At 49.9% G+C, this 12,251-nt stretch carries 12 protein-coding genes and 1 tRNA gene; 9 read left to right on the forward strand and 4 right to left on the reverse strand.

Going from position 1 to position 12,251, the window contains the following annotated elements:
- Positions 1-330 (reverse strand): hypothetical protein (locus R6U67_RS12410; RefSeq protein WP_410252836.1); only part of this gene is annotated, 330 nt, incomplete at its 3' end.
- 310 nt (positions 331-640) lie between these two features.
- On the opposite strand from R6U67_RS12410, the gene R6U67_RS12415 reads away from it, so the two are divergent.
- The 5 genes from R6U67_RS12415 (at position 641) to R6U67_RS12435 (ending at position 4,717) form a co-directional block, all read left to right on the forward strand.
- Positions 641-958: a DUF3155 domain-containing protein gene (locus R6U67_RS12415; RefSeq protein WP_410252837.1), complete on the forward strand. Its 318-nt coding sequence runs from the start codon at positions 641-643 to the stop codon at positions 956-958.
- A 440-nt stretch (positions 959-1,398) separates the two neighbouring features.
- Positions 1,399-2,652 carry a 7-cyano-7-deazaguanine synthase gene (locus R6U67_RS12420; RefSeq protein ID WP_410252838.1) on the forward strand — a complete coding sequence of 418 codons (1,254 nt, stop codon included), beginning with the start codon at positions 1,399-1,401 and terminating at the stop codon, positions 2,650-2,652.
- An 18-nt stretch (positions 2,653-2,670) separates the two neighbouring features.
- Entirely contained in the window at positions 2,671-3,873 is a 1,203-nt protein-coding gene (locus tag R6U67_RS12425) for an ImmA/IrrE family metallo-endopeptidase (RefSeq protein WP_410252839.1), read from the forward strand.
- A gap of 19 nt (positions 3,874-3,892) precedes the next feature.
- A complete protein-coding gene (locus tag R6U67_RS12430) occupies positions 3,893-4,456 on the forward strand; it encodes a hypothetical protein (protein WP_087706423.1) in 564 nt (187 codons plus the stop codon).
- A gap of 179 nt (positions 4,457-4,635) precedes the next feature.
- Positions 4,636-4,717 (forward strand) — tRNA-Leu (locus R6U67_RS12435).
- A 71-nt stretch (positions 4,718-4,788) separates the two neighbouring features.
- Here R6U67_RS12435 and mutY read toward each other — a convergent pair.
- Complete coding sequence (gene mutY / locus R6U67_RS12440) at positions 4,789-5,895, reverse strand: A/G-specific adenine glycosylase (protein WP_410252840.1); 1,107 nt, start codon at positions 5,893-5,895, stop codon at positions 4,789-4,791.
- Between the two features lie 345 nt (positions 5,896-6,240).
- On the opposite strand from mutY, the gene R6U67_RS12445 reads away from it, so the two are divergent.
- On the forward strand, positions 6,241-7,323 hold the full coding sequence (locus R6U67_RS12445; protein WP_410252841.1) for a phosphotransferase: 1,083 nt from the start codon (positions 6,241-6,243) through the stop codon (positions 7,321-7,323).
- A gap of 90 nt (positions 7,324-7,413) precedes the next feature.
- On the opposite strand, the gene R6U67_RS12450 is transcribed toward R6U67_RS12445, so the two are convergent.
- Positions 7,414-8,166, reverse strand: coding sequence for an ATP-binding cassette domain-containing protein (locus tag R6U67_RS12450; protein WP_410252842.1), 753 nt, complete (start codon positions 8,164-8,166; stop codon positions 7,414-7,416).
- A 62-nt stretch (positions 8,167-8,228) separates the two neighbouring features.
- Here R6U67_RS12450 and R6U67_RS12455 point away from each other — a divergent pair, with 62 nt between their 5' ends.
- The 3 genes from R6U67_RS12455 (at position 8,229) to R6U67_RS12465 (ending at position 11,398) form a co-directional block, all read left to right on the forward strand.
- A complete protein-coding gene (locus tag R6U67_RS12455) occupies positions 8,229-8,978 on the forward strand; it encodes a WecB/TagA/CpsF family glycosyltransferase (protein ID WP_410252843.1) in 750 nt (249 codons plus the stop codon).
- Positions 8,979-9,129: 151 nt separating this feature from the next.
- Positions 9,130-10,287, forward strand: coding sequence for an AI-2E family transporter (locus R6U67_RS12460; RefSeq protein WP_410252844.1), 1,158 nt, complete (start codon positions 9,130-9,132; stop codon positions 10,285-10,287).
- A gap of 190 nt (positions 10,288-10,477) precedes the next feature.
- On the forward strand, positions 10,478-11,398 hold the full coding sequence (locus R6U67_RS12465; RefSeq protein ID WP_410252845.1) for a DUF3747 domain-containing protein: 921 nt from the start codon (positions 10,478-10,480) through the stop codon (positions 11,396-11,398).
- A gap of 11 nt (positions 11,399-11,409) precedes the next feature.
- On the opposite strand, the gene R6U67_RS12470 is transcribed toward R6U67_RS12465, so the two are convergent.
- Positions 11,410-12,186, reverse strand: a complete 777-nt coding sequence (locus tag R6U67_RS12470) for a J domain-containing protein (protein ID WP_410252846.1) — start codon at positions 12,184-12,186, stop codon at positions 11,410-11,412.
- Positions 12,187-12,251: the final 65 nt, after the last annotated feature.

Here is a 12,251-nt window from a genome sequence, read left to right on the forward strand (position 1 = left end):
GTGCATGCGGGGAGCGGGAGCCGGAGGGAGGGGGGGATGGGCTTGACCGCTGGCCGAGAGAATGACGGTTTCGGGGCGATCGCGCGGACGTCTTTGGCGGTTGGGTTCGGCTGAGCGCAACTGGATCTCGGCACCGTGCTGGCGATCGTCATGGATGCAGATGTCGTCCCAGGCGACGCGATGGTCGGGCCGGGCAATGGCTGGGACGAGGTTGTGGTCGTTGCCCCCGAGGAAGGTTTCGGCGATATAGACGACGACTGGGGATGCTCCTAGGGTGTTCTCTAGGAGTGCCACTTGCTCTTGGCATAACAATATCAATTCGGAACTCATGGTTAATGTTGACATTACGCTTCGCGTCAATTCTCGGTCTGAGACTGCCCCTGAGTCCCTAATCATCAGCCGGTGATCCCTCCCATCCTTGCCCCGATCGCTCCATTTTCTGAGAGCTTTGTTAATTTTTGTAACAGCCTGGTTAGGGGTGGGAACGCCTGAAGGTGTTTCTGTACGGTGAATAGACCCTTAAAAATAACTTATAGAATTCACCAAAAGGAGTTGATAATCTTGTCAAGATCTGATATATTTTGCTCGGTTTTGGTAGCTATCACTACAACCCGTCGGCAAACAGAGGAGGTAATACACCTTGGCAAGAAGACGCAAGAGAAAGAGCCGTCGCCGTCAAGAAGGACGAAGAATCTTAGAACACGTGCCTCAGTATAGTATTGAGAGCGGTGAAGATAAACCCGTCACGGCTGCACGTAAGTATATCAAATCTGAGCAGATTGCGCCCCCAGCACTACTTTTAGTCAAGCGCAACGAGCATACGACTGACCGCTATTTTTGGGCGGAGAAAGGTCTATTTGGCGCACAATACGTCGAAGAAAACCATTTTCTGTTTCCCAGCCTGCGGTTAGTGATTGAACAGCAAGAGAAAATCCAAGCTGCGACAACGAGTTCGTAAGTTCACAACCCGAATGCCCTAGCAAGGTGTTTTAGTCAGCACCCCCGGCTGAAGCACGGGGGCTTCGTTCCCCCCGCTTTCAGGTAGCTGACCAGCTTAAGCCTTAACTGGCTACGTTCAGAGCAAGAGTTAAAGTTCCTACCCGGGAATGCGTGCTAGTTCCCGGCTCTAGAACCGAATCGTTAAACAGTCCTAAGGGGTTAAGACAGTGCGATTGGGAAAGTACCGACTCTGAACATTAGCGTTCGCGCAGCGTGCGCGTTAGCGCATAGCAAACATTACCCCGCAAGGGAGTCAAAGCCAACCATAGCTCCATGGAGGGGCAACCATACCCCTCCACCCCGCAAGGGGGTGCTGGCGGCTAAAGCCGCTTGAGTCGGTTTTCCTCTCCGCGATCAATCACGGAGCTTCCAACCCTCCCAGTAGTTTTACGTGATGTCATGCCCGATGGCGATATTGTTCACAGCAAAATAAAGGGATTTTACCGCAACCCATATCGAATACTGTGTGAGCAGAGCGCTGATGAGGAACCATGTACTCGCGAGTTGCTCAAGGCACTCAAAAAAGATCTACAAGGGAAAGGAGATCAACCAATTACTCTAGTTTGTTCATTAGAGAAACTGCTTTCCAATGAACTTAGTCCAAACCGGTGTAATAAATCAGTTGATTGGGGAGCCTTAAGTGACCGAGTTACCAAACTTATCAATCAAAGCGACATGCACCATTACTGTGGTGGACTTGATGCTCTGGCTGGTCTTTATACTCGTCTGACATCTAATAATAAAAAATCTTTTATGTTGTTTGGTACAGGGGCTAATTTAATTGTATCCAAGCGTCAACACAAAGGATTCAAGGAACTACAGCGAGAGTTTATAAATCGTGTTAGCTTATCTCAGCTAACATTTAGTCTTGAGCATAAGGAAAAGAGATCCTCAAAAAAGAAAATGCTTAGAACTCGAGGGGTTGTTTTTACTTTGCTGGGTTCTGCTTATGCTTATTTAATGGATTGTAATGTTTTAAATTTATATGAAAACGGTATAGGTGCCATCAACCTTCCTTATACTGAATCTACTGTAGGACTAGATCATTCTCGTTCCACTCACCCATTAACGTTGCTCAAAGTAAGCAACTTGGTCTCAGATATTTTTGGAGAGATATTTAAGATCCGAAATCCTTTCTTATTTTCTACAAAAGCCCAAATGTGTCAATCACTTGCAAGGAATAAAAAAGCTGATTTATCCGCATTAACACAATCTTGTGATCGTCCCCATCGACGTAAACCCGTACAATGTGGCTATTGTTCATCTTGTATTCTAAGAAGACAAGCTATCCTCGCATCAAACTTAAATGACAAGAACCACTACATAGTTCCTCACGCAAAACAGGGAACGAACGAGGATTGTATTTTTCTCGATAATATGTGGATTCAAGTCAATACTCTGCGAGAAATATTCAAGGAATCAAAAACGAGACAATCTCAATGGATATCATTGACTAAAAATTTTCCAGTCTTGGATGATATTGTCGATCAAACTGCTACAATGGAGGGGATAACCGAAGAAGAATTTAGAATAAACTTAATTAAGCTTTTTCAGGCTTATATTAATGAGTGGGGTCATGTCGAGTTTCATCTCTGGAGGGACTTTTCGAGAAATCCAATCGGCTCACACAAGACTCGGGACATCGTTCCATAAGGTCGAGAGTAAACCACAATGACTACTAAAATTCCAAATCATATAAACTTGCGTGAACTAGGTGAGCGTTTACGGCAGTGCCGTAAACAGCGTGGTTTAACTCAAGCCGATGCAGCACGGGATATTAATGTAGCACGAACAACTTTGGTTGCCATTGAAAAAGGCGAGCGACAGATTAAGCCTAAGGAATTAATCCAATTAGCTCGTCTTTATGAAAGACCAGTTAGTGATTTCATGGCCTCGCCTTCAATGACTCAGCCTTTTGCTGTTCAATTTCGGGCAGCTTTCAGACGAACTTCAGAGGATGACACTCAGATACAGGCCATCATTCAAAAATTCGAGCAGTTGTGTCAAAACTACTTAGAACTTGAACAGCTTATGGAGTCTCCACTCCCTCAAAACTATCCCCCTGAGTATGTGGAGTATGAAAATCTAAATAGTTCTATCGATACAATTGCCGAAAGCATTGCCGGACGAGAACGGCAGCGATTAGGACTCGGTGATGGTCCAGTTTTAGCGTTGCGGGATATTCTGGAGCAAAGTGTGGGAATTCGTGTCTTTTATTTGAAAATGCCTGCAAAGTTTTCTGAGATTTACCAGTACCAGGAACAGCTTGGCGGTTGCATGGCGATCAATCTCAACCATTACGAAGAAAGGCGACGCTGGTCGATGGCTCATGGGTATCTACATTTTTTGGCCCATCGTAGAAAGCCTGTCATTGATTATGACAATCAATGGGAAAGAGTGCCTAGGAGCGAGCAGTTAGCGGAAGCCTTTCCGAAATATTTTTTGATGCCAACCAGCGGACTTCTTCAACGGTTTAATGATATTGCTCGATCGCAAGGTAAATTTACACCGACCAATCTATTTACTTTGGCTCACTATTATGGTGTGTCAATACAAGCCTTGGTTTATCGCCTACAAGACATGAAGCTTTTGCCATATGGGACTTGGGAACAGTTGCGAGATCGAGGTTTAAAAGTTAAGCAAGTACAACGAGAACTTGGCTTAGAAGACCTAGCATATCGTGCGGATACCGTACCCATTCACTACCAACATCTTGCTATTGAAGCATTAGACCAAGGGATGATTACTGAAGGAAGATTTTCTGACTTGTTGAATGTGAACCGTTTGGAAGCTCGTCGAATAGCTGAATCGTTACGAAACTACTCAAGCGGATTAGAGCACGAATCTGCTCATTTAGACTTACGACAAGTTTAAGGGGTGAGGGAGACTTCTAATGCTAACTGATCACTCTCACATTGTCCTCGATGCTTGTTGTCTTTTGAATATTTCAGCCTCGGGTCAATTCACATCAATCCTGGAATCGATACCGACACAAGCCGTTGTTACTGAAGTGGTGAGAGAACGGGAACTGATTACGTTAACCAATTTGCAAGATCAAGAGAGTCAAGGGAAGTCAAACATCATTGAGTTTGAAAAATCTATCGCAAACGAGTTACTGTTAGTCGTCGATTTTGAATCGGAGCGAGAAGAGGAGCTATTTATCAACTATGTCGCAGAAATGAAAGATGATGGAGAATCAGCCACCTTAGCCATTGGAGTTAATCGCGGTTGGGCGATCGCAACGGATGATAGAAAAGCAATATCATTTGCTAAAACTCAGTCTGATAGTCTTAAGATATTTTCAAGCTTAGATATTATCAAAAATTGGGCAGATCGTAGGAAAGTATCCCAGCCTCAGTTACGAGAAGTTTTGACAGCTATCCGAGTCCAAGGGAGATACATCCCCCACAAAAATCATCCATTACTGAGTTGGTGGGAGAAGTCAATTCAGTTGTAGTTTATGGTAAAGTGCAGGCAATACCCCTGGGTGACTTCCCAACAACGGGATACCCCGTATCAGTCCGTTGAAGTGGTGATCGCCCACTAACCCCCTGTTCCCTGTTCCCTGTTCCCTTCTTCTCCCCCTCTTGCCTTTCCCCCCCTGCCCATGCTAGAATGTCAAAGCGAAAATTCAACGCGGACGTGGCGGAATTGGTAGACGCGCTAGATTTAGGTTCTAGTACCGCAAGGTGTGAAGGTTCAAGTCCTTTCGTCCGCATCGTATAATAGAAAAAGATTCCCGCAACGGGAATACCCCCCAACCCCGGCTTCCCCCAAGCCGGGGTTCCCCTATGGTGACTCGCCAGGGGGGTGACGCAGGGCGGCGATGATCTTGCTGTTGGCTTTGGGGAAGGGGAACTGATCGAGTTCATCCAAAGTCACCCAGCGGATTTCCTGAGATTCCAAGGGTTGAGGATCGCCCGCGACATGACGACAGTGATAGACATGAAGCGAAACCTTGAAGTGACTGTAAGCATGGGTGACGGTCATCAGATGATCGCCCACTTCAACGTCAATAGCTAGTTCCTCGCGAATTTCACGGCGAACACAGTCCTGATAGGATTCTCCGGCTTCGAGTTTACCGCCGGGAAACTCCCATAATCCGCCCAGTAAGCCCTCGTCGGGACGGCGATCAATGAGAATTTGTTGGCGATCGTTCCAAATTACGGCCACACCAATTTGTTTGTGGGGAAGGGGCGAACGGCTTTCAGTCATGGGAAGCTGCTGTTGTTGATGGGTTTGATAGGCTTGGCAGAAGGGCCGCCAAGGACAGAGTAAACAGGTGGGATTTTTGGGGGTGCAACAGGTGGCCCCTAAGTCCATGATGGCTTGGTTGAAGTCCCGAGGATGCTGATCATCTAAAATCTCGGCGGAGAGATCCCAGAGTTGCCCCAACGCCTTCGCTGGAGGAACCGGGAGGGCGATCAGTCGCGCTAAGACTCGTTTTACGTTGCCATCGAGGAGGGGATAGGCTTGGCCAAAGGCGGCGCTGAGAATGCCTCCAGCGGTACTGCGGCCAATTCCGGGAAGGGCTAATACTTCATCATAGGTTTTGGGAAACTCTCCTTGGTGGCGATCGCAGATTTGTTGGGCGCTACGGTGCAAATTGCGGGCGCGGGCATAATACCCCAGTCCTTCCCAGGCTTTGAGAACCGTTTGCAAGTCAGCTTGGGCCAGGCTTGGAATGTCCCGAAACTGGTGCATCCACTGTTCAAAGTAGGGCAGAACGGTTTTGACTTGGGTTTGTTGCAACATGACTTCGGAAATCCAAACCCGGTAGGGGGTGGGCTGATCGCGCCAGGGCAGCGATCGCCCCTGCTGGCCATACCACTCTAGGAGCGATCGCCGCAACTGCTGCCGTTGAGATGGGCTGAATTGTTTAACCAGAACCTCCATAAATCTGTTGCAACCACGATAAACTTAGCCATTTTAAAGCAGCTCGGCCCACAACTCACACCTCAGTCGCGGATCTCGGTACTGCAACGCTTCCCAAAAAACTGTCTTAAATGTTACATTTGGGACGCATTTTTGCCGATCAACTTGTTAGGATATCATGACAATTAAACGGCAAATTGATGAAGACCCAGAACCTCTAAGGATAAAGCAAAAATTGGTAAATGAAACTGTTAATAAAGAGCAATTTGATCTAAAATATGACTCATAAATCCGACAGTATCGCCACAGCTTTTTTTCAGGCCCGACGTTCACGCCTGAAGCGAATCGCGTTCCTCCCCACCTACTATGATGCAACTCTATCCCGCCCCGACCCGGCTTCAATCCCTTGATGCCCAGCGAGTGTCTGTGATGCGCCCCCATCCGGGTACTCAACCTAAAAGCGATCGCCCAACCTTCCCCACCATCTACTCCAGCTTGTCCCCCCAAGCCTTGATCTCAGAAGTGTTATCATCCTATGACATTGATCGCGTCATCGCCTGTCAGTTTTGGAACCGGGGTTTAAGTGATGTTTACCTCGTGCAAACCCTCAGCCGTTCCTACATTTTACGAGTGTCCCATCATCACTGGCGCAGTCGTTCCGATGTCTATTTTGAACTCGACTTTTTAGCCTTCTGTCGCGATCGCTGCTTACCCATCGCCTACCCCCTGCGAACCACCGACAACCGTCTCGCCGTCGAAATCAACGCCCCCGAAGGAGAACGCTACGCCGCCTTATTTGTCTTCGCCGAAGGCGACGTTCCCCTCGGTGATGTCAATCCTCAACAAAGCCAACTCCTCGGAGAAACCCTAGCCCGACTCCATGAAACCGCCCATCTATTTCGCAGTCGCTATCACCGAGAACCCCTATCCCTAGAGTATTTATTCGATCGCTCCCTCGATATCATCGCTCCCTTCTTCTCCGGGCGCGATCGCGATCGCGACTATCTCGAAACCGCCGTCGCCGACAGTAAAGCCGCCCTAGAGAACCTCCCCCAATCCGAACCCTACTGGACCATTTGCTGGGGAGATCCCCATAGTGGAAACGCCCATTTCACCCCCGATGGCCGCGTCACCCTCTTTGATTTTGACCAATGTGGCTATGGCTGGCGGGCCTTCGATGTGGCCAAATTCCTCCATATCGCCCTACGAACCGGTATTAGTCGCCACATCCGAGACGCATTTCTCCGTGGCTATGAAAGCGTCAGCCCCCTCGATGCGAGCGAAACCCAAAGGTTTCAACCCCTCACCCAAGCCGCCCATCTCTGGAGTTGGGCGATCGCCGTCAACAACACCATGATGAACAACTACAGTCGTCTCGACCATAGTTATTTTAGCCAACGTCTCGAACAACTCAAACTGCTACGGTCTTCTGATTGGGGACTGTTTTAACCTCAATCTTGCTCAAAAGCTTGTCAATGGATATCGGTCAAATGTTAAGTCTTCACTCTTAGCATTGAATTGTCAATCGCCAATTATCCATTATCCATTGCTGACAGTTCCCCAGTCCTCATCAACCCGTTGACGCGCCGCAATAAAATCCTCATGGAGTTGTTGCCAATCCACCGCCGTCGCTGGGCAACAGCTTATCATACGTCCCCCTTGCAGATGTAACACCATCGAGGCGAACTGACGCACCAGATCCAACTGATGATTGGCCATCACCAACATCATCGATCGCTCCTGAGTCAGCGACGAGAGGACCCCCATTAACATCTCAGCCCGCCCCACATCTAAGGCTGAGGTGGGTTCGTCTAACAGCAAGATTTGTGGTTCCGTGGCCAAGGCCCGAGCGATCGCCACCCATTGGCGTTGTCCCACAGACAACTGTAACTCCGTTTTTCCCAGCCAATCCGAGGGAATCTTGAGGCGATCGCACCAGCGATCCACTCGCCCTTGAATCTCCGCCGCCCCCAAGCCTCGTAATCGCAACGGATAGGCCATGGCCTCGTTGACCGTCATCCCCAACAACCTCGACTCTTGGGGAACCAAAACAATCTGACGGCGTAACTCCAAAATGGGTATTTCCGTCAGCCGGCGATCGCCCCAAAAAATCTCCCCCGCTGTCGGATCTTGCAAACGATTCAACAACCGCAACAACAGGGATTTCCCCGCCCCAGAAATCCCCACCACCCCCAAGCGATCGCCTGGGGTTAGGGCCACAGAAATCTCCTCGAGTAGCGTCAACCGTCGAGAAGCCGCCTGTAGAGAAACGCGATCGAGGGTTAAAGACATAGCAAATCCAGATACAATCGAGCCAACATTAAGCCAAATCGAGCCAATCCCTCAATCATGCCATGATCGCCGACCCCCTACCCACTGTTACCATTCTCGGAAGTCCCGTTCATCTGCATTCAGACTATAGCCAGTGGTTGCGATCGCAACTGACGCAACACCAGGGCCTGCATGTCGTGACCCTCAACGCCGAAATGACCATGCAAGCCCAACGCAACCCCCAACTCGCCCAAGCCATCCACAACGCCGAACTCGTCATTCCCGACGGCGCGGGAGTTGTGCTTTACCTAAAACTGATCGGCCAATCCCTCAAACGCCAACCGGGAATCGAACTCGCCCAAAACCTCATCTCGCAACTCTCCCCCCAAGAGACGGTGTTTTGTTACGGCGGTCAACCCGAGGTCATCCAACAGGCCGCCCGCAACCTACGCCAACAGTATCCTCAACTGAACCTCAGCGGCGTCTATCACGGCTATCTCAGCGACGACGAACATCAACAACTCCTACAAGCGTTGGACCAACAACAGCCAGCAGTGATTTTAGTCGGCCTTGGTGTTCCCCGCCAAGAACTTTGGATTCAAACCCATCGCCATCACTGTCCCCAAGCCATTTGGATTGGTGTGGGGGGAAGTTTTGACATTTGGGGCGGCGTCAAACCGCGAGCGCCTAAATGGATGGGCGATAATCATTTAGAATGGGCGTACCGACTTTACCAAGAACCCTGGCGCTGGCGTAGAATGTTAGCTCTACCCCATTTTGCCCTTAAAGCCTTGGCTGAAATTATCTTCAGCAAACGTAGATCCTCGACGTAACTCAAGCCAGTCTCATTCCGTTTTAAACCACTCCTTAGAGGTGTAAACGGGATGTTTGAGATAGCAAAATTTGGCAACAGGGGCTTCGATGGGACGTTCGTATCTTAATAAAAACTCTTCATAAAAAAACAATCAGGAGTAATTTTTTGTCGTGAAATTAGGTGACTGGATTGCCGTTATTTGCTTTATAATTGCTCTCGTCATTCTCTGGGAATTTCGTGAAGCGCTGCTGTTGGTCATGAGTGCCGTTGTCTTGGCGATCGCCCTCAACAGCCTAGTCTGTCTCCTACAAAATTGGGGAAAACGATTAGGGTTTCGACCCTCTAGGGAGTTGGCGGTTTTAATTTCTCTTATCCTCGTCGGTCTATTTGGAACTCTATTTTTCACCCTAGTCGCTCCTCCGTTTATTAATCAGTTTCAACAACTTATCGAACTTGCCCCCGTCGGCTTTCAACGATTTCTAAATTGGCTGGATCAAGTCCGTGTTTCTCCCCCCGTTTGGCTGAATCTTGACGAACTGCAACTCCCGAATTTCTCGGAACTAGCTCAACAAGTCGGTCCCCTAGCCCAGAATGTTGTTGAGAACTTTGTCACCTTCTTCTCCAACTCCTTGGCAGTCCTTTTAAAAGTCCTCTTTGTTTTGGTATTGACGGTGATGTTTCTCGTTGATCCCACCTCCTATCGCAACCTATTAATTCGTCTATTTCCCTCATTTTACCGACGGCGTGCCGATGAAATATTGACTCTCTGCGAAGAAGTCTTACTCGGTTGGATGGGAGGAATTGTGATTAACTCCATCTTCGTCGCCAGCTTCAGTGCCATTGGCTTAGCGATTTTACAAGTTCGCTTTGTGTTTGCCCATGCTCTCCTCGCCGGTGTCTTTAACTTTGTTCCTAACATTGGCCCAATTTTAAGTGTTATCTTTCCGATTTCTGTTGCCCTCCTCGATACCCCCTTAAAAGCCCTGGGAGTTCTCATTTTATATCTCGTCATTCAGAACGTGGAAAGTTACTGGTTTAGTCCCATGGTGATGCGTAAACAAATTTCCCTATTACCGGCGGTGACGTTAACGGCGCAAATCTTCTTTGCCACCTTTCTGGGCTTACTGGGGCTGATTTTAGCCCTTCCCTTGGCGGTGGTGACCAAAACCTGGTTAGAAGAAGCCTTTTTTAAAGATTTCCTCGATCGCTGGTCCGGAGATCCTCAGAACCAAATCTCTCGGCAAATGGTCGTCGTCGAAGAAGCGAAACTTTCCCCGAGTCAGCCGGAGATGCACTCTGAGACGACCCGAGACCCCTGGGATGCTTAAACCCGTTCAAGGTGACCCTTAAACTTGACGGTTCAACTTGACCGTTTAACTTGACAGTTGAGCAATTGGTGTTCTTAATATAAGTGTTCCTCATTTGTTCACAAGACCGGTTCATCAGACCGGTTCACGAGAACTTTGCCCGTTCGCACAGACCGTTCGCACAGATCACAGCAAAGTAAACCTGAAACTCATGCAATTCCTCAGACAACAGATTAAACACCAGATTGTTTTGGGACTCACGGCGATTGGCTTGGCCGTCACCATCGCCCCAGATGCCATCGCCAGCAGTCCTAGAGGCTATACCAAAGATAACGCCTCATCTCAGGTAGCAGCACGGTTTGACCAACGAGAAATTGACGCGAATCAGGTGATTGCGATCGCCGCCCCCGTCGGACGCACCAACGGCTATCAATTACTCGTGGTTGAACAACTTTCCAATCAGCGGCCCTGTTGGCAAGAAGAAGGAAGCAACCCCACCCGCGTCGACCCCTTACTGCTCAACTTTGACTTTACCGGAATTTGCGGTCGTGGCACAGACAGCAACGGTTACTCGATTCGGGCCGGAGAACAAGATCTCGGCGTTCAGTACAATCTACGAGTCGTCGAACGGGGTGGAGAACTGGTCCTGGTGGGGGTTCCCATCGGGGGCGATCGCAACTTACCCCGCCTAGAAATTGGCCGAACTCGGGGAATGGCCGAAGGGGAGTTTTCCCGCATTTACCTCGATTCCGGTTGGCGATTCACCCGCCGCACCTACCAAGGCCGAACCCTAGGCCATATCTACCTCACCCATGATTTAACCCTGGCCCAACTCGCCAACCAAACTCGTCCCGACTCTCCCAACCGCGTTCCCGAACCCTCTCGCGATCGCAGTCCCTCACCGCAAGAGACTGACCCATCAGAGACCTCCAACACCATCGAATTTGGCGACGATCCCCGTCGCAGCAGCCCCGCAGAAGACAATCGTTCTTCGGCGAACCCAGTTTCCCAACCCCTGCCTGACACCGACAACAGCCAAGCGAACACCCCCCAGGAACAGCCCTTCACGGCCCCCGTTCCCTCTCGGCAATTCCCGAACTCTCCCCTACCCGCCTTCCGCAACGACTCATAGTCACGCATCGTCTAGGAGTTGACTCGACGAGACGAGCGTTGTCGAACCTGTCGTTGCAAATACCGAAAATCCCGTTCCACTTCCTGGCGGAGACTGCGGTTATGAGGATCGGTTCGCAACGCTTTATTGAGATAAATCCGGCCCTTACGAAACTCCCCTTGCTCGATCGCCTGACGGGCCACCCGTTGATAGGTCACCGCTTGCCATTGACGCACCTCAACATCCACCGAGAGACGTTGAGATAACCCTTCCACTAGGGCGATCGCATGAGCAAATTTTCCCTGGCCCAGCAGCTTTTGCAGCCGATAGTAAGCCTGGGACTTCAACTGACGCTCGAAGGGGGACAGTTGGGGATGATGACAAAACGGAGACGCGGCCTGGGATGCGGCCTGGGATGCGGCCTGGGGTGCGGCCTGGGATGCGGACTGGGATGAAGCGCGGGGTGGCGACGATGGGTTAGTCGTCGTCCTTGGGTTCTCCGGCGGTTGGCCTGGGGGGTTGCTTGTCGTTCTCGTTGTGGTTCTTGTCGTCCTCGGTGGCGGGGCCGTCGTCGGGACGGGGGTTTGAGACAGATCAGGATCTAGCCCCGACGCTGGAGTGGCTGAGTGGGGAACCACCTCCAACAGGACCTGATAGGCTTGATGCAAACGGACAAAGCGATCGTGCGAGAGTCCAGGATTGAGATCCGGGTGCAACCGTCGCGCCAAAGACCGATAGGAGGCTTTCACCTCCGCTACGGTGGCGTGCGGGGTTAATCCCAAAAGGCGATAACAATCAAGTAACTCCATGGAGGTTCAACGAACGCGCAACCCGAGCGCAACCCGAGCGCAACAAACAGCAAAAAAAAAGCAGA

Origin of the sequence: Sodalinema sp. (assembly GCF_046483825.1) — a bacterium.
Taxonomy (GTDB): domain Bacteria; phylum Cyanobacteriota; class Cyanobacteriia; order Cyanobacteriales; family Geitlerinemataceae; genus Sodalinema.

What these genes read in the sequence shown, in the direction of transcription:
- R6U67_RS12420 (WP_410252838.1), top strand. Translation starts at nt 1,399, where the DNA reads ATGCCCGATGGCGATATTGTTCACAGCAAAATAAAGGGATTTTACCGC.
- R6U67_RS12425 (WP_410252839.1), top strand. Translation starts at nt 2,671, where the DNA reads ATGACTACTAAAATTCCAAATCATATAAACTTGCGTGAACTAGGTGAG.
- R6U67_RS12430 (WP_087706423.1), top strand. Translation starts at nt 3,893, where the DNA reads ATGCTAACTGATCACTCTCACATTGTCCTCGATGCTTGTTGTCTTTTG.
- mutY (WP_410252840.1), bottom strand. Translation starts at nt 5,895, where the DNA reads ATGGAGGTTCTGGTTAAACAATTCAGCCCATCTCAACGGCAGCAGTTG.
- R6U67_RS12445 (WP_410252841.1), top strand. Translation starts at nt 6,241, where the DNA reads ATGATGCAACTCTATCCCGCCCCGACCCGGCTTCAATCCCTTGATGCC.
- R6U67_RS12450 (WP_410252842.1), bottom strand. Translation starts at nt 8,166, where the DNA reads ATGTCTTTAACCCTCGATCGCGTTTCTCTACAGGCGGCTTCTCGACGG.
- R6U67_RS12455 (WP_410252843.1), top strand. Translation starts at nt 8,229, where the DNA reads ATGATCGCCGACCCCCTACCCACTGTTACCATTCTCGGAAGTCCCGTT.
- R6U67_RS12465 (WP_410252845.1), top strand. Translation starts at nt 10,478, where the DNA reads ATGCAATTCCTCAGACAACAGATTAAACACCAGATTGTTTTGGGACTC.
- R6U67_RS12470 (WP_410252846.1), bottom strand. Translation starts at nt 12,186, where the DNA reads ATGGAGTTACTTGATTGTTATCGCCTTTTGGGATTAACCCCGCACGCC.